This is a genomic window from Luteimonas sp. MC1895, from assembly GCF_016457215.1.
GTDB lineage: Bacteria > Pseudomonadota > Gammaproteobacteria > Xanthomonadales > Xanthomonadaceae > Luteimonas.
The window spans coordinates 229,104-251,836 of the sequence record NZ_JAEMDY010000002.1 but is presented as its reverse complement, the minus strand read 5'-3'; the positions used below and the strand labels follow the sequence as shown (position 1 = coordinate 251,836).

21 protein-coding genes are annotated in these 22,733 nt (G+C 72.2%); 5 read left to right on the top strand and 16 right to left on the bottom strand.

Annotated elements, in window-relative coordinates; genetic code table 11:
• Positions 1-11 precede the first annotated feature (11 nt).
• The 9 genes from JG616_RS06785 to JG616_RS06745 form a co-directional block, all read right to left on the bottom strand.
• Positions 12-686, bottom strand: coding sequence for a DUF4124 domain-containing protein (locus tag JG616_RS06785; protein WP_199362446.1), 675 nt, complete (start codon positions 684-686; stop codon positions 12-14).
• Complete coding sequence (locus JG616_RS06780; protein WP_199392102.1) at positions 686-1,495, bottom strand: DUF4124 domain-containing protein; 810 nt, start codon at positions 1,493-1,495, stop codon at positions 686-688. The genes JG616_RS06785 and JG616_RS06780 overlap by 1 nt, the downstream gene beginning before the upstream one ends.
• 85 nt (positions 1,496-1,580) lie before the next feature.
• Complete coding sequence (locus tag JG616_RS06775; RefSeq protein ID WP_199392101.1) at positions 1,581-2,144, bottom strand: Sua5/YciO/YrdC/YwlC family protein; 564 nt, start codon at positions 2,142-2,144, stop codon at positions 1,581-1,583.
• A gap of 48 nt (positions 2,145-2,192) precedes the next feature.
• Entirely contained in the window at positions 2,193-3,671 is a 1,479-nt protein-coding gene (locus tag JG616_RS06770) for an XVIPCD domain-containing protein (protein WP_199392100.1), read from the bottom strand.
• A 29-nt stretch (positions 3,672-3,700) separates the two neighbouring features.
• The gene (locus tag JG616_RS06765; protein WP_199362442.1) at positions 3,701-4,468 is read right to left on the bottom strand and encodes a hypothetical protein; all 768 of its coding nucleotides are present in this window, start codon (positions 4,466-4,468) and stop codon (positions 3,701-3,703) included.
• A gap of 64 nt (positions 4,469-4,532) precedes the next feature.
• On the bottom strand, positions 4,533-7,106 hold the full coding sequence (locus JG616_RS06760; RefSeq protein ID WP_199392099.1) for a DNA topoisomerase I: 2,574 nt from the start codon (positions 7,104-7,106) through the stop codon (positions 4,533-4,535).
• 171 nt (positions 7,107-7,277) lie between these two features.
• Positions 7,278-7,751, bottom strand: a complete 474-nt coding sequence (locus JG616_RS06755; protein ID WP_199362440.1) for a DUF494 family protein — start codon at positions 7,749-7,751, stop codon at positions 7,278-7,280.
• A gap of 28 nt (positions 7,752-7,779) precedes the next feature.
• Complete coding sequence (dprA, locus tag JG616_RS06750) at positions 7,780-8,928, bottom strand: DNA-processing protein DprA (protein ID WP_199392098.1); 1,149 nt, start codon at positions 8,926-8,928, stop codon at positions 7,780-7,782.
• Between the two features lie 75 nt (positions 8,929-9,003).
• Positions 9,004-10,119 carry a LysM domain-containing protein gene (locus tag JG616_RS06745; RefSeq protein ID WP_199362438.1) on the bottom strand — a complete coding sequence of 372 codons (1,116 nt, stop codon included), beginning with the start codon at positions 10,117-10,119 and terminating at the stop codon, positions 9,004-9,006.
• Positions 10,120-10,317: 198 nt separating this feature from the next.
• Between JG616_RS06745 and def the strand changes: the two genes are divergently transcribed.
• From def to rsmB, 3 genes are read left to right on the top strand one after another with little or no spacing between them, the layout of a single operon-like run.
• Positions 10,318-10,830, top strand: coding sequence for a peptide deformylase (def, locus tag JG616_RS06740; RefSeq protein WP_199392097.1), 513 nt, complete (start codon positions 10,318-10,320; stop codon positions 10,828-10,830).
• Between the two features lie 33 nt (positions 10,831-10,863).
• Complete coding sequence (gene fmt, locus JG616_RS06735; RefSeq protein ID WP_199392096.1) at positions 10,864-11,784, top strand: methionyl-tRNA formyltransferase; 921 nt, start codon at positions 10,864-10,866, stop codon at positions 11,782-11,784.
• Positions 11,781-13,103, top strand: coding sequence for a 16S rRNA (cytosine(967)-C(5))-methyltransferase RsmB (gene rsmB, locus JG616_RS06730; protein WP_199392095.1), 1,323 nt, complete (start codon positions 11,781-11,783; stop codon positions 13,101-13,103). The genes fmt and rsmB overlap by 4 nt, the downstream gene beginning before the upstream one ends.
• 21 nt (positions 13,104-13,124) lie before the next feature.
• On the opposite strand, the gene JG616_RS06725 is transcribed toward rsmB, so the two are convergent.
• From JG616_RS06725 to JG616_RS06715, 3 genes are read right to left on the bottom strand one after another with little or no spacing between them, the layout of a single operon-like run.
• Positions 13,125-14,255 (bottom strand): glycosyltransferase, encoded by a 1,131-nt coding sequence (locus tag JG616_RS06725; RefSeq protein ID WP_199392094.1) that lies wholly within the window; start codon positions 14,253-14,255, stop codon positions 13,125-13,127.
• Entirely contained in the window at positions 14,252-16,189 is a 1,938-nt protein-coding gene (asnB, locus tag JG616_RS06720; RefSeq protein ID WP_199392093.1) for an asparagine synthase (glutamine-hydrolyzing), read from the bottom strand. Before asnB ends, JG616_RS06725 begins: the two co-directional genes overlap by 4 nt.
• Before the next feature lie 10 nt (positions 16,190-16,199).
• Positions 16,200-17,009, bottom strand: a complete 810-nt coding sequence (locus JG616_RS06715; RefSeq protein ID WP_199392243.1) for a glycosyltransferase family 2 protein — start codon at positions 17,007-17,009, stop codon at positions 16,200-16,202.
• Here JG616_RS06715 and JG616_RS06710 point away from each other — a divergent pair.
• Entirely contained in the window at positions 17,008-18,069 is a 1,062-nt protein-coding gene (locus JG616_RS06710; RefSeq protein WP_199392244.1) for a CDP-glycerol glycerophosphotransferase, read from the top strand. The genes JG616_RS06715 and JG616_RS06710 overlap by 2 nt on opposite strands.
• Here the strand turns inward: JG616_RS06710 and JG616_RS06705 are convergent.
• A complete protein-coding gene (locus tag JG616_RS06705; protein WP_199392092.1) occupies positions 18,002-18,820 on the bottom strand; it encodes a glycosyltransferase family 2 protein in 819 nt (272 codons plus the stop codon). The two genes, JG616_RS06710 and JG616_RS06705, sit on opposite strands and share 68 nt — an antisense overlap.
• 109 nt (positions 18,821-18,929) lie before the next feature.
• Here JG616_RS06705 and JG616_RS06700 point away from each other — a divergent pair, with 109 nt between their 5' ends.
• Positions 18,930-19,805, top strand: coding sequence for a glycosyltransferase family 2 protein (locus tag JG616_RS06700; protein ID WP_199392091.1), 876 nt, complete (start codon positions 18,930-18,932; stop codon positions 19,803-19,805).
• 15 nt (positions 19,806-19,820) lie between these two features.
• Here the strand turns inward: JG616_RS06700 and JG616_RS06695 are convergent, their stop codons facing one another.
• From JG616_RS06695 to JG616_RS06685, 3 genes are read right to left on the bottom strand one after another with little or no spacing between them, the layout of a single operon-like run.
• Positions 19,821-21,335: a PH domain-containing protein gene (locus tag JG616_RS06695; protein WP_199392090.1), complete on the bottom strand. Its 1,515-nt coding sequence runs from the start codon at positions 21,333-21,335 to the stop codon at positions 19,821-19,823.
• Positions 21,316-21,810, bottom strand: coding sequence for a PH domain-containing protein (locus JG616_RS06690; protein WP_199392089.1), 495 nt, complete (start codon positions 21,808-21,810; stop codon positions 21,316-21,318). The genes JG616_RS06695 and JG616_RS06690 overlap by 20 nt, the downstream gene beginning before the upstream one ends.
• The gene (locus JG616_RS06685) at positions 21,807-22,733 is read right to left on the bottom strand and encodes a lauroyl acyltransferase (RefSeq protein WP_199392088.1); all 927 of its coding nucleotides are present in this window, start codon (positions 22,731-22,733) and stop codon (positions 21,807-21,809) included. Before JG616_RS06685 ends, JG616_RS06690 begins: the two co-directional genes overlap by 4 nt.

The window sequence follows — 22,733 nt, the reverse complement described above, 5'->3', positions numbered from 1 at the left end:
GGGTGCGCGCCTCAGCCCTCCGGCAGCCCGCAGGTGGTGTCGGACAGGATCGTCGAGACGCGCGCGAAGGCGTCCTGCAGGGGACCGCGCGCCTCCCCGCGTGCGTAGCGCCAGGTGGATTCGATCTCGCGCCCGCGCTGCCGCCAGCCATCGCAGGCTTCACCGTCGGGGATGCGTTCGCAGCGGTCGTACTGCCATTCGCAGGCCGCGCCAGCGGCGAGGCCCGGGTCGCCATTGATGCCGACGGTCTGCAGCGGCACGCACCGCGGTTTGGGTTCGACGTCCTCGCTGACGTAGCGGTCGTTGCCCGGCGTGTGGCAGCGGAAGATCGGCGGCGGCGGCAGGCGGTCCGCATCGGCGATGCGCGCAGGAGCCGGCGCATCGGGGCGCTCGGGTGCCGCCTTCGCGGCCGTGGTTGCGGGGGCCTGCGCCGCGCCCTGGGCCTCACGCGGGGCGGGTGCGGGCGTCTGCGGCACATAGACCGGCATGGGCGGCGGCGGCTCGATGACGGTGCGTTCCTGCCGCGTGCCGGCGGGGCAGGCTTCATCGTTCTGCACGGTCAGCGCGCCCGCGGCGTCGGTGCAGCGGTAGATGACGACCTGCTGGGCGGCCGCGGCGGGACAGGCGCCCGCGAGGGCGGCCAGCGCGGCCAACAGGCCGAGCCGGCGTCGGGTGGATCGAAGCATCAGTACGTCCTGCAGTCGCGATCGAGGCGGGCGTTGAGTCCGCGCTCTTCGACGCGCAGGGTATCGCGCTCGACCTGCTGCGCGTTGAAGAAGCGCCGGCGGATGTCCTCGCGGCGGTCGCGCAGGCGCGCGCAGGTTTCCGCCGGCGGCAGGGCCTGGCAGGGATCGCGTTCGACGTAGCCGCCGATGGCACCGTGCGCATGGCCGCCGTGTGGCGGGCGTGGGCGCGGGCCGGCGGCGGCGCCCGGGTCGGGACGCGGTGGATCGGCGGGGATGCTGATGCGGCTGACCGGCGGCGCGCTCAGGCCACTGCCAGGACGGGTGGTCGGCCCGCGGGCGCCGATGTCGCCCCGGCCTCCAGCACCCGGGCGCCCCGGCCGGTTCGGGCCGTCGCCGTGCGCGTAGCCTCCGATGGGCCAGCCACCGCCGGTCCACGCCGGGATCCAGCGCTCCTCGCCGAGACCCGTGTCGCTCTCGTAGGTGCTGCCGTCCTCGCGCACGCATTCGTACAGGGGCTGTGCCGCGGGGACGGACACGTACTCCACCGTCGGCCCGCCTGGCGGCATGGACGGCTCCGGGGCGGCCGCGCGTGGCGCCGGGCGGCCATCCACCGGACGCACCATGCTGCGGACCTGCTGATCGGCACCGTCGCCGCAGGGGACGTTGCCGATCACGACCTGGCCGTCGGCGCCGGCACAGCGATAGATGGTGACTTCGCCGGCCGTGTCCTGCGCCAGCGCCAGCGGCGCCGACGCCAGCAGGCAGGCGGTCAGCAGCAGCGCGGCGAAGCGGGCAGGAACCGGGCTCATCGCCGCATCTTGCGCCGCCAGCTGCGGGGAGGGAAGCGCAGCGGCCAAGGCGACGCCCGTGGGGCGGGCGTGGTTCGGCGCGACCTCAGCCGCGCAGCACGGCTCCGCTCAGGGCGTCGCGGATGGCCGTGGGCTGCGAAAGGCCTCCCGTGTCGCCCGGCAGGATCGCGTCGACGGCGGCGCGCAGGGCGGGCGTGAGTTCCGCCTCCGTGCGTGCCGGCGGTTCCCCGGCGGCATTGGCGCTGGTCGAGACCAGCGCGCCACCAAAGCCGAGGCACAGCGCCCGCACCAGCGGGTGCCCGGAGACGCGGACCGCCACGCCGGCGTGGTCGCCGGTGATCCAGCGGGGCACGCGCGCGGTGGCGGGCACCACCCAGGTATTGGCGCCTGGCCAAGAGGCGAGGACCGCCTCGCGGCGGCCTGGCGGCAGTGCGTCCCAGTCCACCAGTCCGTCGAGTTGGCCCACGTCCGCGGCGACCAGCAGCAGGCCCTTGGCGAGCTCGCGCTGCTTGATCGCCAGGAGGCGCATCACCGCCGCTTCGCTGAAGGGGTCGCAGCCCAGCCCCCAGACGGCCTCGGTCGGACAGGCGATGACGCCTCCATCGCGGAGGGCGGCGAGCGCCGCGTCGAGTCGGGGATCTGGACGCATCGTGGGCAGGGCGTGGACCGGTATCGGTAGCTGGCTTGGGTGGCCAGCTTACCCGTGCCAGGGAGCAGCGGGTGCACCAAGGGCACTGGGCGTACCGGGCGTACCGGGCGCACCGGACGCACCCTGCGCTGGATGAAGGATCTGCGCCGGGTCCGGCCTCCGCGCCGACTGCGCCGCGACGGCCGCCAGCTTGCGATCGGACTCCTCGACCGGAACGAGCGCGGCGTGCACGACCGACACCTGGACACGTCGCTGCGCCGGATCGTCCAGCCGGCCTTCGATGGCGAACAGCTGTCCCGTCGTGCCCAGGACGACGTGGTCGACGCTCCGGAGCGCATGGACCGATCCGTGCGTTGGGTCGCCCTGCGGTCCATCGGCCCCGCGGCAGCGGGCCAGCAGGCAGCGACTGATGCGTTCGCAGGTGTCGACGTCATAGGGCTCGCCGCGGGCGGCGCCGATGTCGCGCACGCCCGCGCGGATGCACCGGTACATGGCGTGGTCGGGATGGGTTGGTTCGCCGGGATCGGCAAGCGTGGGCCCGTGCGCCGGCGTCGCGGCGTCACCGGGCCGCGCCCGCGCCGCCGCCATCCGGGCCGCCGGATCCAGCAACAGCCTGCGCGTGGACCCGTCGACAACGCCGGAAGCGTCGAGCCCGTTCCACAGCTGGAAGTTCTCCACCGCCTGGTGCGTGCTGGTCCCGAAGATGCCATCGGCAGCGAGTGCACGCCCCCGCCCGTCCCGGATACCGAGGCCGTCCAGCGCTTCCTGGAGCTCGCGCACGTGGCTGCCGTGCATCCCGAGCTGCAGGTCGCGGGACGCAGGCCTCGTCGGTTGGGGCGCTGGGGTCACGCGGAGGAAGTCGGGAAGACCGTCCCGGATCAATGGCGGCTCCGACGGTTGTGGCAACGTGAGTCGCTCGAGCGCCCGTCGAAGGTCGTGCGGCCACCCTGTTTGCTCCTCGAGTATTTCTGCCTTCACCGCAGCAATCAGCGCAGGCACATGCGCTTCCCACGCCGTGGCATAGCGCTTGCAATCCTCGGCCGCTTTGATCGTCCACTCTTGCCTGGTGATGCCGTTTACCACCCGTCGGGCGTTGTACGAGTCTTCTGTTTCGTTGTTGATGTACCGGTCCAGGCGGCGGCCCGTGAAAAGGCCGTCCCGCATTCCGATAACGAGGATCTTCGCCGCCAGCTCGGGATCCTTGGCCCCATCCGGATTGCTCATCAGTGTGCCACCCAACCCCAGAAGCTCGTCGAACTTCTTGTAGTTGTAGTCGTGGGTCAGATGCACGTATCCGCGCCCGTAATAGTCCTCGCCGCCGCTGTAGCCAAGCTTTCTCGCCTGGCTTCTCCCGAAGTCTTCGTCAGGTGCGGTGAAGTTTCGCGTCTCATGCTGTGCGGTCGCCAGGATGTAGGCGATCTGCTTGGGATCGTCTACCCCGTACTCGAGGGCCGTCCTGACGATCAGCCGCACAGATGCCGCCCGCTCGATTCCGAATCCGCCGGTGCTGCGGCCGTGTCCGCTCATTGCTGCACCTCCGTGTGCAGGTTGGCGCGTCACTTCGTGTCGATGATGACCCGGAGTTCGCCTTCTACCAGTCGCTCCGTCACGGTCGCAGGTGCGCCCTGGATCGAGTCGTCCGTGGTCACTCGCTCGACAAGTTCCGGGCGGCCGTCGTCGACCAGGTACGTTTCCCGCACCCGTACACAGCATCCAGTGAGTGAATCAGCGGTAATGCGCGAACCGTCGACGCCGAACAGCCCGGTGTATCCCACCGTGAGATCCGAGAGCGCCCGGTTGAGACGGAATGCACCCCGGGGTTCGTCGAACAGGTAGACGTCGAACGACGGGCCTCCATAGGCGCCGTCGCGCCCGGACCAGAGCAGAAGGTCCTCGTGATCATCGGCGTTGACGTCGCTGATCACGATTGAATGCGCCTCTGGCCTGGCATCGACGGGCAGCGGACCTCGGAACGCCAGGGCATCAGCCCTGACCAGCATCGGACCTGTGTTCAGCGCATGCTGCGTTGCGGCGTCGGGAAAGGCGATGTCCAGCTGTGTGCCGCTGCAGAAAAGCAGACCTTCGACGACTGCTTCGCAGTTGTCTGCCTTGAGTCGCATGTCCACGCCGCTCGCGTCGATCCGAAGGCCGTTGGGGCTTCGGAGAGTGTCCTGGAGCGATCCGCCAGCGGCTGGATCGGAGGCAGCGGGTCTGGATCCAGGCTTCGGCTCCTGATCGAGAGCCTCGGCCTCGGATGGCGTGAAGCCGCACGCACCCAGCAACACCACGCCAGCCAACGCCACTGCACGGAACTCCATGTCCATGTCACGTCCTTGTCGATCCAGTCACCGCTGTATATCACGGTGACCGGGCCGTCGCCCTCCGGACTCAGAACGGAGCGCTGTCGGAATCGTCCACCTTGGCCGTGGCCGCCCCGGAGACGACCTTGGCGGCGGTTTTCCGCGCAGCGGCCGGGGCCGCGGACTTCGCCACCGTCTTCGCGGCCGCCTTCTTCGCGGTCTTCCTGGCGACCTTCTTCGCGCCGGCCTTCTTCGTGGCCTTCTTCGTGGCCTTCTTCGTCGCGACCTTCTTCGCCGCCGCCTTCTTCGCCGGTGCCTTCTTGGCAGCGACCTTCTTCGCCGCGGCCTTCTTGCCGAAACGGCCGCGCGCGGGCTTGCCGGTTTCCTCCAGCAGCTGCACCACCTCGTCGAGCGTCAGCGAAGCCGGTTCGCGATCCTTCGGGATCTTGCCGTTGAGCTTGCCGTCGCTGATATAGGGGCCGTAACGGCCGTTGAGGACCTGGATGTCGCTGCCCTCGAACTCCTTGATGATGCGGTTGCGCGCGATCTCTTCCTTTTCCTCGATCAGGAACACCGCGCGGTCGAGTTCGATCGTGTACGGATCGTCTTCCTTGCCGAGCGAGGCGTAGCTGCTGCCGCGCTTGGCGAACGGACCGAAGCGGCCGACGCCGACGCTGACCTCCTCGCCGTTGTGTTCGCCGAGCGTGCGCGGGAGGCGGAACAGGTCGATGGCCTGCTCCAGGGTGATGGTGTGCATGCTCTGGCCGGGGCGCAGCGAGGCGAAGCGCGGCTTGTCCTCGGCGTCCTCGGCGGTGCTGCCGATCGCGGCGTAGGGTCCGTAGCGTCCCAGGCGGACGCTCACCGGCTTGCCGGACTTGGGGTCGGTGCCGAGCTCGCGCGCGCCCGTGGCCTGGCTGCGGTCGACGCTCTCGGTCTTTTCCTCGACGAGTTCCTTGAACGGGCCCCAGAACTTCTCCATCAGCGGCACCCAGTCCTCCTCGCCGCGGCTGACGGCGTCGAGCTCGTCCTCCATCTTCGCGGTGAAGTCGTAGTCCACGTAGCGGGTGAAGTGCCCGCTGAGGAAGTTCGACACCGCGCGGCCCACGTCGCTGGGGCGGAAGGCGCGGCCTTCCATCTCGACGTACTTGCGGAACTGCAGGGTCTGGATGATCGAGGCGTAGGTCGACGGGCGACCGATGCCGTACTCCTCGAGCGTCTTCACCAGCGACGCTTCGGTGAAGCGCGGCGGCGGCTGGGTGAAGTGCTGGTCGGCGTGCACGCGGTCGAGCGGGATGCGATCGCCGGGCTTCATGGCCGGCAGCTTGCGACCCTCGTCGTCGTCGTCCTTGCCCTTGGCGTCCTTGCCTTCCTCGTAGACGGCGAGGAAGCCGGGATCTACCACCGTGGTGCCGCTGGCGCGGAAGCCATGCTCGCTGCCGGCGGCGAGATCGACCGACACGGTGTTGAGCGTGGCCGGGACCATCTGCGAGGCCACCGCGCGCTTCCAGATCAGCTCGTACAGGCGGCGCTCGTCGTCGGACAGGAAGCGCGACACCTGCGCCGGCGTGCGCAGTGCGGACGTCGGGCGCACCGCCTCATGGGCTTCCTGCGCGTTCTTCGACTTGGTCTGGTAGAAGTTCGGCTTGTCGGGAAGCGCGCGCGTGCCGTAGTCACGGGCGATGACGTCGCGGATCTCCGACAGCGCCTCGGACGACAGGCTGACCGAGTCGGTACGCATGTAGCTGATCAGGCCGACCGCGCCTTCCTCGCCGATCGCCACGCCCTCGTACAGCTTCTGCGCCACCTGCATCGTGCGGCGGGTGGTGAAGCCGAGCTTCCGCGAGGCCTCCTGCTGCAGCGTCGACGTGGTGAAGGGCGGCGCCGGGCGGCGCTTGCGCTCCTTGCTGGCGACGTCGGTGACGTGCAGCGCGCCCTGCGCGGCGGTGACGATGCGCGTGCGCGCGTCCTCGGCGGTGTCGCCGTCGGTGACGGTGAACTGCTCGAACTTCCTGCCGTCGAGCTTCGTGAGCTTGGCGCTGAAGCCCTGCGACGGGTGCGCGCACTCGGCTTCGATGGTCCAGTACTCGCGGGCGACGAAGGCTTCGATCTCCTCCTCGCGTTCGACGATCATGCGCAGCGCCGGCGACTGCACGCGGCCGGCGGACAGGCCGCGCTGCACCTTGCGCCACAGCACCGGCGAGAGGTTGAAGCCGACCAGGTAGTCCAGCGCGCGACGCGCCTGCTGGGCATCGACCAGGTCGGTGGCGATGGCGCGGGGCTTCAGCATCGCCTCCTTGATCGCGCGCGGCGTGATCTCGGTGAACACCACGCGCTGCAGCTCCTTGCCTTCGAGCAGGCCGCGCTCCCTCAGGATCTCGGCGATGTGCCAGCTGATCGCCTCGCCCTCGCGGTCCGGGTCGGTCGCGAGGTAGATGCCGTCGGCCGCCTTGGCCGCCTTGGCGATCGCCTCGACGTGCTTCTCGTTCTTGTCGATCAGGTCGTAGCGCATCCGGAAGCCGTTGGCCGGATCGACCGCGCCCTCCTTGGGCACCAGGTCGCGGACATGGCCGTACGAAGCCAGGACCTGGAAGTCCTTGCCGAGGTACTTGTTGATCGTCTTGGCCTTGGCGGGCGACTCGACGATGAGGAGGTTCTTGGCCATGCGGCAGGGGTTTCCGGGACGGCGGCGCCGTGCCTTGAGGTGTGGACGTGTAGACGGCAACGCCCGGGACGAGGCCCCGGGCGTGCGACGGCTGCTATTTATAGTGGAATCACGGCGGCGGTGGGGCTGTCAAGGCGCGAGTCCGCGCCGGCATCCGCGCCCGGACAGGACTCAGTGCACGGTTTCGGGCTCGTCCACGAACATCTGGGTCTCCATCCAGGCATAGGCCGCCTCGGACCCCGGCTGGTTGAAAAGGACCATCAGCACCACCCATTTCAGGTCGTCGAGGTCCAGCTCGTCCTGGTCGAGGGCCATCGCGCGGTCGACCACCAGCTCGCGGCGGTCGGCGTCGATCACCCCGTGCTGCTCGAGGAACATCAGGAACCCGCGCGACTCGACGTCGAGCTTGGCCTCCTCGTGGCTGGAGAACAGGCGCGTGGGACCGTCGGCGCGCGCCGGCCCGTCCACCGGGCGCTGGGCGGCCAGGGCGTCGAGCCAGTCGAAGGCCTTGCTGGTTTCGGCGGGGCTGAATCCGGCCTGGAGCAGGCCGTTCTGGAGGGAGTCGCGGTCGCGGACCGGGTCCGCGTCTTCGGTGAAGTAGTGTTCGAACAGATAGAGCAGGACGTCCAGGATGCTCTCTTTCATTTCCCCCCGGCCTGCGCCCGGGGGCGCGTTACTGAGACTTTCGGGAATAGCGGCCGTGCCCGACCTCGACCCGACCCTCCAGCTCCATGAGCAGCAGCATGCTGCCTAGTTCCGCGGCCGTCAATCCGGTGCGCGAGACCAGTTCATCCATACCGGTGGGGTCGTGACCCAGTGCTTGCCACAAGCGCTGGTGGTCGGGAGTTGCAGGTGGGCCGGCGGCGCCGGGCACCCTCGCGGCGCTCCCGGGGGCATCAATGGGGGCGGCCAGGCGCCCGCGCAAGTCGTCGGCGAGGGTGGTCGCCAGGGCGGTGAGCGACTCGAGGACCTCCGAAGGCGTTTCCACCAGGCCGGCGCCGTCACGGATCAGGCGATGGCAACCGCGGGCCTTGGGGTTGTGGATCGAGCCCGGGACGGCGAAGACCTCGCGTCCGGCCTCGCCGGCGAGGCGCGCGGTGATCGCGGCACCCGAGCGCAGCGCCGCCTCCACCACCAGGACGCCCAGCGACAGCCCCATCACGATCCGGTTGCGGCTGGGGAAGGCGCCCTTGCCGTAGGCCGTGCCGGGCGGCAGTTCGCTGACCACCGCGCCCGACTCCGCGATCCGCGCGTACAGCGCCGCGTTGCGCCGCGGGTAGGGCTGGTCGATCGCGGTGCCGAGCACGGCCACCGTGCGCCCGGCCGAGGCCGCCAGTGCGCCCTCGTGGGCGGCGGTGTCGATGCCCGCCGCCAGGCCGCTGGTGACCGCGAGGCCGCCTTCGGCGAAGCTGCGGGCGAAGTCGTAGGCGTTGCGCAATCCGCCGGCGGTGGCCGCCCGGCTGCCGACGACGGCGATCGCCGGATGCCAGAGCAGGTGGGCATCGCCGAGGACCCAGAGCGCCAGCGGTGCGCCGGGAAGCCGCGCGAGCAGCGACGGATAGTCGGGATGGTGGATGCCGACCAGGCGGCGCCCGTGCCCGCCCTCGAGCCAGCGCTGCCACCGCGTGAGCTCCGCACCCCCATCCGTGGCCATCAGTGCGGCGCGCTGGGCGGGGTCCAGTCCGGCGGCGCGCCAGGCCGACGGGCCCGCACGCAGGGCAGCCGCCGCGCTGCCATGGGACTCCAGCAGCAGGCGCCGCGGCTCGCCGCGGCCGCCCGCCGCGAGCACGCGCAGCAGTGCCGGGATGTCTTCGCTGTCCATGGCCCAGCCTCGCCCGGAAACGGCGACGGCGCCCTGGGGCGCCGTCGCGTCGTTCGGTCGGGAAAGGCCGCGGCCTCAGTAGGTCGCGTCCGGGTGCTTCAGGTGGTAGCCGACGCGGCTCGGCTTGATGCTGTCCATGACCAGGCCGTAGCTGACCTTGTCGAAGGTGCGGAACACCATCACGTGGCCGGCGAACTCGTCGGGCAGGCGCACCTTGTTCTCGAAGAACACGGTGTCCTCTTCGCGGTCCAGGCCCTTCTCGACGCGGTCGACCGTGTTGGTGCCCTCGCGCCAGATGGAGAACACCGTGCCGTTGTCCACGCCCTCGCGGGCACCGACCGACAGCGCGATGACGTCGCGCGGGCCGCCGGAGGTCAGCATGTCGGTCACCGCCAGCACGCGCGCCTTGCCGTAGTCGGTCTGGACCTTGGGCGGATGCGGGAAGAACTGCAGGTCGTAGGGCTGGGCGTCCACCGGCACCACGCGGTCGCCGATGCGGACCTCGCGGCCCTCCTCGTCGAGCAGCAGGGTGCTGGCCTGGATGCCGCCGACTTCGCCGCGGGTCAGGGTGCCGGCGGTCACGCGCATCAGCTCGTGGCCCAGCACTTCCTGGCCCTTGTCGGGCATGACGACGTTGGCCCAGTACTGGCCCCAGTCGATGCTGCGGCGGCCAGTGGCGTCGAGCTCGTCCTTGCCGAAGGTGTCGCAGCACAGGCCGGCGCGAAGCAGGTGGGTGTAGCGCACGGTCGGACGCAGCACCGCGTAGCGGGTGCCGGGCGAAGCCTCGCCCAGGCCGCGGACGTAGACCACCTGGCCGCGGCTGGCGCGCATGCGGTCTTCCTCGAGGCCGACCACGTAGGGCATGTGGTCGAAGTCGTCGACGACGCGCAGGTCCTTGAGGAAGGGCTCGATCTCGGACAGCGGCACGGCGTTGATCGGCGCCGCCTCGGTCCGCGGGCCCGGCGTGACGCCGACGCGGTTGAGGTAGGCCAGGCTGATCACGTCGCCCGGATAGATCAGGTGGGGATTGGCGATCTGCGGGTTGGCCTGCCAGATCTCCGGCCACAGCCAGGGCTTCTGCAGGAAGCGGCCCGCGATGTCCCAGAGGGTATCGCCACGCACCACCACATATGTATCAGGATGGTCGCCGCGCAGGCCCTGGGCCGCCGCGTACGTAGCCACCGTCAGCATTGCTACTGCAACACCCGTGCGTAGCGCATTCGAAACGCGCTGAAGCTTGCCGGCCATCTACCTGCTCCCCTTGGAGATTTCCCCGTATAGCGACCGCACTATGCCTACAGGAACGGACCCTGCGCAAGCCTGCCGGCGGTACAATCCGGGGCCGTGCCGCACGGTTGTGACGGCCGCCACCCTTTCCCCCACGCCCGCATGTCCCTGATCACGATCCTCGAGCACCCCCATCCGAACCTGCGCAAGGTCGCCAGCGCGCGCGAGGCCGCGGCCATCGCCGACCCGGCGTTCCAGCGCCTGCTCGACGACATGTTCGAGACCATGTACGCGGCGCCCGGCATCGGACTGGCCGCCACCCAGGTCGACGTCATGGAGCGCTTCATGGTGATCGACGTCACCGAGGAGCGCGAGCAGCCGCTGGTGTTCATCAACCCGGTGATCCGCGAGCGCTCCGCCGAGCTCCGCGTGCACCAGGAAGGCTGCCTGTCGATCCCGGGGATCTTCGCCGATGTCACGCGCGCCGACGGCATCGAGGTCGAGGCGCTCGACCGCCATGGCAAGCCCTTCACCCTGGCCGTCGACGGCCTGCTGGCCACCTGCGTCCAGCACGAGGTCGACCACCTGGACGGCAAGCTGTTCATCGACTACCTCTCGCCGTTCAAGCGCGAGCGGGCGATGAAGAAGTACGACAAGCTGCGCCGGCATGACTGACCGCCGCGTGCCCGGCGCGACGGCGGTGGCGCGATGAGGATCGTGTTCGCCGGCACCCCGGAGTTCGCGGTGCCCTCGCTGCGTGCGGCCTGCGGCAAGGCCGAGGTGGTCGCGGTCTATACCCAGCCCGACCGGCCCGCGGGCCGCGGTCGCGGGCTGCAGGCCTCGCCGGTCAAGCAGGAAGCGCTGGCGCGCGGCATCCCGGTGCTGCAGCCGGAGACGCTGAAGTCCCAGGTCTCGCGCGACGCACTGCGCGCGCTCCGGCCGGACCTCATGGTGGTGGTGGCCTACGGCCTGCTGCTGCCGCAGAAGGTCCTCGACATCCCGGACGAAGGCTGCTGGAACGTGCACGCCTCGCTGCTGCCGCGCTGGCGCGGCGCGGCGCCGATCCAGCGTGCGATCGAGGCCGGCGACGCCGAGACCGGCGTCTGCCTGATGAAGATGGAGAAGGGACTCGATACCGGCCCGGTGCTGCTGTCGCAGTCGCTGGCGATCGGCGAGCACGAGACCGGCGGACAGCTGCACGACCGCCTGGCCGAACTCGGCGCTCAGGTGCTGTCCGACGGCCTGGGCCTGCTGCGCGCGGGCATCCGCCCGGTGCCGCGACCGCAGCCTGTCGCCGGCGTGACCTATGCCCACAAGCTCGACAAGGCGGAGGCCGGGCTTGACTGGTCGCAGCCGGCCGCGGTGTTGGCTCGAAAGGTCCGCGCGTTCAATCCCTGGCCGGTCGCCGAGGTGGTGCTCGCCGGCGAACGCCTGCGGATCCACGGCGCGGTGGCGGTCGATGCGCCGGCAGGTGCCCAGCCGGGCACGGTGCTGGCCGCCGGGCGTGACGGCATCGACGTCGCCTGCGGCGAGGGCGCGCTGCGCATCCGCGTGCTGCAGCGCGACGGCGGCAAGGCGATCACCGCCGCCGACTGGCTCAACGCCCGCCGCGACCTCGCTGCGCGATGAGTGGCCGCGCGCCGCGCGCCGCCGCCGCGCGCGTGCTCGACGCGGTGCTGCACCACGGCCGGTCGCTGAAGGCCGAACTGTCGCGTGCCCTGCCGGCGCTGCCCGACCCGCGCGACCGCGCCCTGGTGGAAGCGATCTGCTTCGCCGCGCTGCGCCAGCGTGCGCGCGCCGACGCTGCGCTCGCGGCTTGGATGCCGAAGCCGCCGGGTCGCCGTGACGGCGACCTGCGCGCGCTGCTGCATGTCGGCTTCGCCCAGCTCGACCCGCTGGGACTGGCGCCGCACGCCGCGGTGGGCGAGACCGTCGACGCCGCCCGCGATATCGGCCGCGCGCACCAGGCGAAGCTGGTCAACGCCCTGCTGCGGCGTGCCCAGCGCGAAGGCCTTCCCGCATCCAGCCCCGCCGACGCCTGGCCAGCCTGGCTGCGCGACGGGGTCGCGGCCGACTGGCCCGGCGACGCCGATGCGATCTTCGCCGCCAGCGCACGGCCGGCCCCGACCTGGCTGCGCGTGAACCGGCGGCGCGGCGGACGCGAGGCCTACCTGGCCCGCCTGCAGGCAGCGGGCATCGAGGCCGTGGCCGACGACACGCTGGACGATGCGCTGCGCCTCCCGGCCTCGATCGCCGTCGGCGCGTTGCCCGGGTTCGCCGAAGGCGACGTGTCGATCCAGGACGGCGCCGCGCAGGCGGTTGCCGATGCGCTCGCGCCTCCCGCCGGTGCGCGCGTGCTGGATGCCTGCGCCGCGCCGGGCGGCAAGTCGGCCCACCTGCTCGAGCGCGATCCGACGCTGCGGCTCCTGGCGCTCGACGTCGATCCGGCCCGGCTGTCCCGCGTGCGCGACACCTGGCGGCGCCTGGGCCTGGGCGAGGGCATCGATCCGGGCGTCACCGCGTGCGTCGCCGACGCGGCCGAGCCGGGCCCCTGGTGGGACGGCGAGCCGTTCGACGCGATCCTCGTCGACGCACCGTGCTCGGCGACCGGCATCGTGCGCCGCCAGCCCGACGTGCTGCTGCACCGGCGCGCCGCCGACATCGACGCCCTGGTCGCCCTGCAGGCGCGCCTGCTGGATACGGCGTGGACGATGCTGCGGCCCGGCGGCGTGCTGGTCTACGCCACCTGCTCGATCCTGCGCGCCGAGAACCATGCGCAGGTCGACGCCTTCCTGGCGCGGACCGTCGATGCGGTCGCCGATCCCCTGCCGGAGCACTTCGGCCGTGCGCCCGCGGCGGACTCCGCGCCGCACGCCCGCCAGCGCCTGCCTGGCGACGGCGGCATGGACGGGTTCTTCCTGGCCCGGCTGGCGAAGCGTCCGGGCTGAAACGGCGCGCGTGGCGCCTGCTCAGGCGCCTGCGGCCACGGCCCGGTAGTAGACCGCCTCGGTGGCATCGACGAAGCGTTCGATCCCGAACGCGCGCTCGGCATGCGCGCGCGCCGCCGCCCCCATCGCCGGTAGCCGGTCGCGCGCGTCCAGCAGCTGCAGGATGGCGTCGGCCACCCGCGGCGGACTGCGCGCCGGCACGACCCAGCCGTCGACGCCGGGTTCGATGTTTTCCGGAAGTCCGGCGTAGTCGCTGACCAGCACGGGCTTTCCCATCGCCATCATTTCCCGGCAGGCGAAGGAAATGGTTTCCACGTCCCAGGACAGCACGAAGCCCGCGTCGAGCGCCGCCACCATCGGCCGGATGTCGTCGAGCAACCCGGCGAAGCGGACCTGCCCGCCCAGCTCCAGCGCTTCGATCCTTGCCAGTGCATCGTCGGCCGGCGGCTCGCCCGCGAGCAGCACGCTGACGCGTGCGCGTTGCACCTCCGGGAGCAGTGCGAGCGCCTCGACCAGGTCCATCCAGCCCTTGTAGGCGATGGTGCCGGCGTTGGAGCCGAGCAGCAGCACATCGTCTCCGCCGGCCCCCAGCCACTGCCGTCGGGCCTGGCAGCGTGCGTCATCCGGCCAGGGCCGGTACCGCTCGAGGTCGACGCCGTTGGGCACGGCATCCATGGGCAGGCGACCGTAGGGCGTGTCGAGCAGGCGCTTGCGGGTGTCGTCGCAGACCGCGATGACGTGGTCGGTCCCGCGGCGGGCGCGCCACCAGGCGCCCACGCCGGACGCCGGTTTGGAGTTGTGCTTGGTGAACACGATCCGCGGCCGGACCGGCAGCCCGCGCAGCGCCGACAGCACCAGGCGGTGGTCCGCGGACCCGTTGACGTGGACGAGGTCGAAGCGCTCCTCGCGCAGCAGCGCGCGCAGGCTTGCGCGGGCGCGGCGGCGCGCGGCGAGCCGGCGGATCCCGTTGGGGAACGGCTGCGGCACCGCGGACACGCCTTCGAGCCCTTCGGCGCCGGCCAGCAGGCGGCTGCCCGGTGGAGCCGCGACATGGACGCGGTGGCGGCCGCCGAGTGCGCGCGCAAGCGCCAGCACATACGTGGTGTGGCCGCCGCCATGGCAATCGTGGAAGTTGGTGTAGAGGATCTTCATGGCGTCCGTTCGGAGTGCGGCGTGCCCTCGTGCAGCGCCTCCCGCCAGGCCTGGAACATCAGCACGCCCCAGAGGTGGGTGTGCCACTTGCGTTCGCCGGCCTGGAACGCCTGCCACAGCGCGCGGATCGGGGCGGGATCGAAATGCCCTTCCTCGCGCAGCCGGCGCGGATCCAGTTGCGCCTCGCCCCAGTCGCGCAGCGGCCCGCGCAGCCAATCGCCCACCGGCGCGCCGAAGCCGGATTTGGGCCGCTCGACCAGGGCGGTCGGCAGGTAGCGTTCCAGCAGCCGGCGTGGCAGGTGCTTGAGCCGGCCGTCGCGCCATTTCATCGCAAGCGGCAGCGACCAGGCGAACTCCGCCACGCGCCAGTCGAGCAGGGGCGCGCGCGCCTCCAGCGACGCCGCCATGCTCGCGCGGTCGACCTTGGCCAGGACGTCCTCGGGCAGATAGCAGGCGAAGTCGAGCGCCATCAGCGCGTCGGCGTCCCCGCCATTGCGCGGCAGCGCGGCGGGATCGTCATAGGCGGTGGCCAGGCGACGCGCGCCGGTGACCACGGCTTCGGGATGCCGCCAGCGCTGCACGCGGCCGCGGGCGACGTCCTGGATGGATCGCTCCGCGAGCGCGCCGCGCAGCGCCGCCACTCCGCCCAGTCGGGCGCCTTCGCCGTGGTCGCGGGCCAGCAGCGCGCGCAGCGGTGCCGGCATGCGCGCAGCCAGGCTGCGGTTGCGCAGCGCACGCGCGTAGCGGCCATAGCCGAAGAACAGCTCATCGCCGCCGTCACCGGAAAGCGCCACGGTCACGTGGCGCCGGGTCAGCTGGCACAGCAGGGTGGTGGGCAGCTGGGAGGAATCGGCGAAGGGCTCGTCGTAGATCTTCGGCATCGAGGGCACCAGGTCGAGCGCCGCGCGCCCGTCGACGTGCAGCCCGGTGTGCGCGGTTCCGAGATGGCGCGCGACGGCAGCGGCGTGCGCGCTCTCGTCATGCACCGCGTTGTCGAAGCCGATCGAGAAGCTGCGCACCGGATGCGGCGACTGCGCCTGCATCAGCGCGGTGACCAGCGAGGAGTCCGTGCCTCCGGAAAGGAAGGCGCCGAGCGGCACGTCGGCTTCCATGCGCAGCGCGGTGGCGTCGCGCAGCAGCGCGTCGAGCGCATCCAGCGCCGCGGCCTCGTCGCCGGCGAAGCCTTCGGCGATCGCCGCCTCCTGGCGTTCGCGCGCGTTCCACCAGATCTGCTGGTCACGCGCCGGGTCGTGGGCCGCGGCACCGGCGGCCACCCGCGACGCGTCGATGCGCAGCAGCCGCCCGGCGCACAGCTTGTGCACGCCACGCAGGATGGCGTGCGGCGCCGGGATGTAGTCGAAGCGCAGCAGCAGCGCCAGCGCGTCCGGATCGACCTCGGCCGACAGCGCGGGATGCGCGCGCAGCGCGGCCAGCTCGCTGCCGAAGACGAAGCTCCCGTCGGCGCACCAGCCGTAGTACAGCGGCTTCTTGCCGACCCGGTCACGCGCCAGCCAGAGTTCGCGCGCATGCACGTCCCAGGCGGCAAAGGCGAACATGCCGTTGGCACGCGCCAGCGCCGCGTCCACGCCCCATTCGGCGATCGCCGCCAGCAGCACCTCGGTATCGGAGTGGCCGCGGAAGCCGTGGCCCAGGCCTTCCAGCTCCGCGCGCAGCGCGGCATGGTTGTAGACCTCGCCGTTGTAGGCCAGCTGCCAGCGGCCATCGGCCGAGGCCATCGGCTGGTGGCCGAGCGGGCTGAGGTCGAGGATCGACAGTCGGCGGTGGGACAGCACCAGGCCGGCGTCGGCGTCCGCCCAGGTGCCCGCGTCATCGGGCCCGCGGTGCGCGATGGCCGTGCCCATGGCGGCGCCCAGCGCGTGCAGCACGCCGGCATCTTCGGCACGGGGCGCCCAGGCACCTGCGATTCCGCACATGGCAGCGGCCTCAGTCGGCGCGCGCGGACGGCGGCGTCGCCACCGGCTGCCCGTTCTGCAGCAGCCAGAGCATCACCGTCTTCTGGCGCACGTAGTTGGCGCGCACATAGGCGTAGACCAGCCCGTGCCAGCCGTCGAGGAAGCCGGCGCGCAGCACGTAGCCGCGCCAGAAGCGCCAGGCCGGCGCCAGCACCAGCTTGCGCAACGAGGCGCGGCGGCCGCGGGCGAAGTCATGCTCGGCCATCATCCGCGCGTAGCGCTGGGTCTTGGCCAGCTGCTGCTCCAGCGAGCGGTAGGGATAGTGGACCAGGTCGCCCGCCAGGGTGGCCACGCGGCCGTCGACGCTGGCGGCTTCATGCACTTCGCGGTTGCCGCGCCAGCCGCCGCGTCGGCGGTCGAACAGGCGCAGCACCCGGTCGGGATAGGCGTTGCCGTGGCGGAGGAAACGGCCGAAGTAGTGGTCGAGCCTGGCGAAGCGGTAGCCCGCCGCGCCGTCGAAACCAGCGGCGCGCGCGGCAAGGATCGACGTCCGCAGCGCGTCGTCCACGCGTTCGTCGGCATCCAGGCAGAGCACCCAGTCGTGCGTCGCCTGCCCGACCGCGAAGTCCTTCTGGCTGCGGAAGCCATCGAAGGCGCGCTGCAGCACCCGTGCGCCCGCGGCGCGGGCGATGGCTGCGGTGTCGTCGGTCGAGCCGGAATCGACCACGACGATCTCGTCGCAGAACGCGAGCGACGCCAGGCAGTCGCCGATCCGGTCGGCCTCGTTGAACGCGATAATGCAGGCCGAGAGGGCGGGCCCTGGGGCCGAGGACGTGTCGATGGCGGAATACCTGTTGTTCGCGACGGAACGCTATGCGCTGCCCATCCTGCAGCCGCTGGCCGATGCGCTGCAAGACGCCGGCCACGGCGTGCACGCCTGGCTGGTCGACGGCGCGGCGCAGTCGCGGCTCGCGGCGCCGGTGCGCGCGATCGCCAGCGCGCGCGAGGCCGTGGGATTGCGCCCGCGCGCGGTGTTCAGCGCCGCCAACTGGGTGCCGCCCTTCGTCGGCGGGGCCAAGGTGCAGCTGTTCCACGGCTTCAACGTCGAGAAGCGCGAGGACGCGCGCGGCCATTTCCGCCTGCGCGGACTGTTCGACCTGTACTGCACCCAGGGGCCGGCCACGACCGCGCCATTCCAGGCGCTGGCGAAGCAGGCCGGGCACTTCCAGGTGGTCGAGACCGGCTGGCCCAAGCTCGATCCGCTGTTCGGCCCGGAGCCACCGCTGGCGGCGTCACTGCGTGCGCAGGCCGGCGGCCGTGGCGTGGTGATGTCGGCGGCCACCTTCACCGAGCGGCTGAGCGCCGCGCCGCACCTCTACGAGGCGATCGCGGCACAGGTCGCCGATGGCCGGTACTACTGGCTGCTGACCCTGCATCCGAAATGCGCGCCGGCGCTGTTCGCGCGCTACCGCGCGCTGGCCGGCCCGAACGCGGCCTTCGTCGAGCCGGAGCAGCTGGTCGAGGCCCAGCGTGCCGCCGACGTGCTGCTGGCCGACACCACCTCGGTGGTCAGCGAGTTCGTCGTCCAGCGCAAGCCCGTGGTGACCTTCCGCAACCGCGCGCCGAAGCCGCACATGATCGACTTCGACGATCCCGCGCAGCTGCCGGCCATGCTGGACCATGCGTTCGCGCCGGAGCCGGGACTGCAGGCCGCGCTGGCCGCCTACGCCGACAGCATCCACCCCTGGCGCGACGGGCGGTCCTCGCAGCGCGTGCTCGCCGCCACCGAGGCGCTGCTGGCCGGTGAGCTGGGCCGGCTGCGGCGGCGGCCGCTCACGGCCCTGTATCGCGGCCTGCAGATCCGTCGCGAGCTGGGGTACTGGGGACCGACGGGGCGTTGAGGTCGTTCTGCAGCAGCCACAGCCGGATGGTCTTCTGGCGCGCGTTGTCGGCGGTCACGAAGGCGTAGACCAGGCCGGCCCAGCCGTCGAGGAAACCGCCGCGCAGCACGTAGCCGCGCCAGAAGCGCCACCACGGCGCCACGACCAGCTTCGACAGCGTCGCGCGCCTGCCGCGGGCGTGGGCGTGCCCGGCCATCATCTGCGCGTACTGGCCACCCTTTGCCAGCTGGTGCTCGAAGGAGCGGAACGGCAGGTGCAGGAGGTCTCCGTCGAGCGAGCGCACGGGGCCGTCGACGGTGGCACGCTCGTGGATCTCGCGGTCGCCGCGCCAGCCGCCGCGGCGGCGGTCGAACAGCCGCATCTGCCGGTCGGGATAGGCATTGCCATGGCGCAGGAAGCGGCCGAAGTACGCCGAGCAGCGCGCGAACCGGTAACCCGCGGCGCCGCGGAAGCCGTCCGCGCGCGCGGTGCGGATCGCGGCGGCCAGCGCGGGGCCGATACGCTCGTCCGCGTCCACGCACAGGACCCAGTCGTGCGCGGCCTGTTCGACCGCGAACTGCTTCTGGCTGCGGAAGCCGTCGAATGGCCGCACCAGCACCCGGGCGCCCGCGGCTTCGGCGATCGCGCGGGTGGCATCGGTGGAGCCGGAGTCGACCACGACGATCTCGTCGCAGAACGCCAGCGAGGCCAGGCAGTCGCCAAGGCGGTCGGCCTCGTTGAAGGTGATCACGGTGGCGGAGAGGGGCGGCATGGTCGGGCGGGGGGGTGTTGGCACGTGCCCGCGATTATCGCCCGCGGATTCGGGCGGATGCGTCGTGCGGGGCCGCCGCGGTGTCATCCAGTCCGGCCATAATCGCGCCATGGAGCGCAAGCCCGAAGCCAGCGTCATCTTCACCACCTACAACCAGCCGGAGTGGCTGGAGAAGGTGCTGCACGGCTTCGCCGCCCAGGACCGCGACGACTTCGAAGTGCTGGTCGCCGACGACGGCAGCGACGCGCACACGCGCGAACGACTGCAGGCGCTCATCCCGCGCCTGCCGATGCCGGTGCGCCACCTGTGGCAGCCCGACGAGGGCTTCCGCAAGTGCGAGGCCCTCAACAAGGCGATCGCCGCGGCGCGCGCGGACTACCTGGTGTTCACCGATGGCGACTGCATCCCGCGCGCCGACTTCCTGTCGACCCACCTGCGCGAGCGCGAGCGCGGACGCTTCCTCTCCGGCGGCTACCACAAGCTGCCGATGGCCACGAGCCGCGCCATCTCGGAGGAGGACATCCGCAGCCAGCGCTGCTTCGACGCGAGCTGGCTGCACGCCGAAGGCATGCCGCGGTCGCATCGGGACCGCAAGCTCACCGCCGGCCCGGGCATGGCCCGCCTGCTCGACCTGGTCAGCCCGGCGCGCGCGAGCTGGAACGGCCACAACGCGTCGGCGTGGCGGCGCGACGTGCTCGCGGTCAACGGCTTCGACCAGCGCATGCGCTATGGCGGCGAGGACCGCGAGTTCGGCGAGCGCCTGGCCAACGCCGGCATCCGCGGCAAGCGCATCCGCCACCGGGCGATCGTGGTCCACCTTGACCACCCGCGCGGCTACGTGACCGCCGAGGGCGTCGCCTTCAACCGCGCGCTGCGCGAGGAGACCCGCCGCGCCCGGCGGACCTGGACCGGATGCGGCATCGATGCCGGCCCGGCGCCGGACGTGCGGCCGGCCGCGACCATCGGGCAGGCCAGCCGCGCCTGACTGGCCCGCGGGCCGCTACCAGCGCAGCGGCATCCGCGCCAGCTCGGCCGCCAGCCGGCCATGCAGCGCGCGGGCCTCGGCCTCGGGGATGAAGCGCAGGCGCAGCGGTTCCGAGCCCGGCCGGGCGCCCGCGGTATCGAGCCACAGGCTGGCCATGCCGAAGGCGCGGTCCAGTGGTGACTGCTCGAGGCGCAGGGCCTGGACCTTGTCGATCTCGGCGAAGCGCCAGTGCCGCGACCACCAGCCGCCGCGCACCGCCAGCATCCGGCCATCCAGCGCGTAGCCCGCGCGACCGGCATGGCGGCGCGCGGCGAACAGCGCCCAGGGCAGCCAGGCGAGCGCGGCCAGTCCGACCGGGCCGGCGTACCAGGAGGCCGCTGCCGCGGCCACCAGCGAGAACGCCGCGCCCGGCAGGGCCAGGCGCTGCCAGGCCCGCCGATGCAGCCGACGCCAGCCGACCGGTGGCCAGGACACGCCCGGAAGGACCTCGCGCACCAGCGCGTCGCAGGCCTCGGGTGTGGCGATCGGCGCCAGCTCGCGCAGCGCGCGCTGCTCGCCGGCCTCGCCCGCGCCGCCGACGGTATCGACCTGCAGCGTGCGCCGCCCGAGCAGCCGGTGCAGCAGCCCCTCGTGCAGGGTCCAGGCCTGGATGCGCCGCCGCGAGACGCTGGTGCGCAGGCGCGTCAGCAGGCCGCGCTCGACGGTCACGCGCCGCCCCTGCAGCAGCAGCCGGAAGCCGTGGTACTGGGTCAGCGCCAGCAGCACCGACAGCAGCCGCAGCAGAGCCAGGGCGAACAGCACCAGCAGGGCCAGCGCCATGACCCGGACGGCCGCCCCGTGCACCAGGCTGCCCGCATAGCCCACGACCTGGCCGGCGTACTGGCGCACCAGGTCGGCCATGACGCGGTCGGGGAAGGCCTGCCAGGCCAGCGCGAAGGCGCCGGCCACCACGACCAGGCCGCGGTTGCTCACCAGCCCCAGCCGGACCTGTTCGCCGAAGGGCAGGGCCAGCAGGACCCGGCCGTCCGCGGGGTCGGCGTCGTCGGCGCCGGCATCGGCCGTGTCCGTGCCCGGGACCGCCGGCGTCGCGGCGCCGCGGGTGCGGATGAGTCGCTCGAGCGCGATCGCCTCGGCCATCGGCAGGACCCGCATCTCGGCCTCGGCCTTGGTGCCGCCGGCCGACTCCAGCCGGACTTCGGCGACGTCGAAGACGCGGTGCAGCAGGGTCTGGTGCAGCGCGACGTTGTGGATCCGCGCGAACGGGATCTGGCGCACCTGGCGCTCGAACACGCCTTCCCGCACCACCAGCCGGTCCTCGTCGACCCGGTAGCGGAAGGTGTAGTACTGCCAGACGGCGCTGACCACCAGGGCCGCGACACCGACCAGCGGCCACAGCAGGTAGCCGTCGTCGGCCCGGCCTCCCACGAACACCAGGACCACCAGCGGCACCAGGAACTGCCGCAGCTGCTGCAGCAGCACGAACAGCCAGGACCAGGGGTGCAGGCGGCGCTCAGCCGGCGGCGTGGTCATCGTCGTCCTGGTCGATCTGGCGCGCGAGGGTGTCGCGAAGGCGCGACGCATCCTCCGCATCCAGGCCGGCAACGGCGACGGCGCGGTCGCGCGTGCCGGCGGTGTGCACCACCAGGGTCGCGAGCCCGAAATGGCGCTCGAGCGGGCCGCGCTTCAGGTCGACGTGCTGGACGCGGGTGCGCGGCACCCGGGTCTCGACCTGCCACATGCGGCCGCGCCGATAGCCCAGCCCGGTGCCGTCGATCAGCCAGCGCGCGTAACGGAAGCGCCGCAGGGCCATCCAGATACCCCAGGCCGGGAGTGCGACCAGGGCGGCCAAGGCGACCGGCATCGCCGGCAACGGCCGCTCCAGCAGGACGCCGGCAAGGATGATGGCCGGCACCGCGAGCAGGCCCCAGCCGGCGGCGTCGGTGAGCAGGAACAGGGTGCGGGCCCTGGGCGGCAGGGACTGCCAGCCCTCGGCGTCGGCGCTCATCGTCCGGTCTCCAGGTCGCGATAGGGATTGGTTTCGCCGCTGCCCGGCGGGCGCAGGGTGTAGCGCTTGTAGGTCCACTGGTACTGCGCCGGCGCGCGCCGCGCCATCCGCTCCACGCCGGCATTGAGCGCTGCGACCGAAGCGGTGGTGTCGGGGTCGCGGATCGCCTCGGGTGCCGGGTCGATGCGCAGCGCATAGGCCAGCTCCGGTCCATCCAGCCGCTCGCAGCTGCAGAACAGCACGGTCGCGCCGCTGCGCTCGGCCAGCCGCGAGAGCAGGGTCATGGTGAGCGCCTGGCGGCCGAAGAACGGCGCGAAGACGCCGTCGCCGGACTTCGGCTGCTGGTCGGGGAGGATCCCGACCACGCCACCGTCCTTCAGGGTCTTGAACAGCTGGCGGATGCCCGGGCCTTCGGCGCGGACCTGGGTCACGCGGCCCGCGTCGGCGTCGGCGCGCACCCGGCGCAGGAAGGCTTCGCCCACCCTGGACTCCGGCGGCTTGTAGAGGATCGCCAGCGGGGTGCGCGCGGCCAGCCACTGGTTGAGCAGCTCCCAGTTGCCGTGGTGCGGCGCGGCCACGATCAGCCCGCGGCCGGAGGCCAGGGCCGCGTCGAACAGGGCTTCCCCGTGGCGCTCGCGGATCAGCGCGAGGTTGTCCGCGTGCGGGCGCGTCCACAGCCGCAGGGTTTCCACCGCCTGGCGGCCTGTCGTGCGCATCACCTCGCGGTGCAGGACCTGCCGGGCAGCCGGGTCCAGCGCGGGCAGCGCGAGCTCCAGGTTGCGCAGCGCGACCACGCTCTCGCGGGTGCCCAGGCGCCGCGCGAGCCCGCCCAGGCCGTTGCCGAGCGCACGCTGCAGCGGCCACGGCAGGTGTCCCACCGCGGTGGCCATGGCATGCAGGAGGCTTGCGAGCAGGTCGGTCAT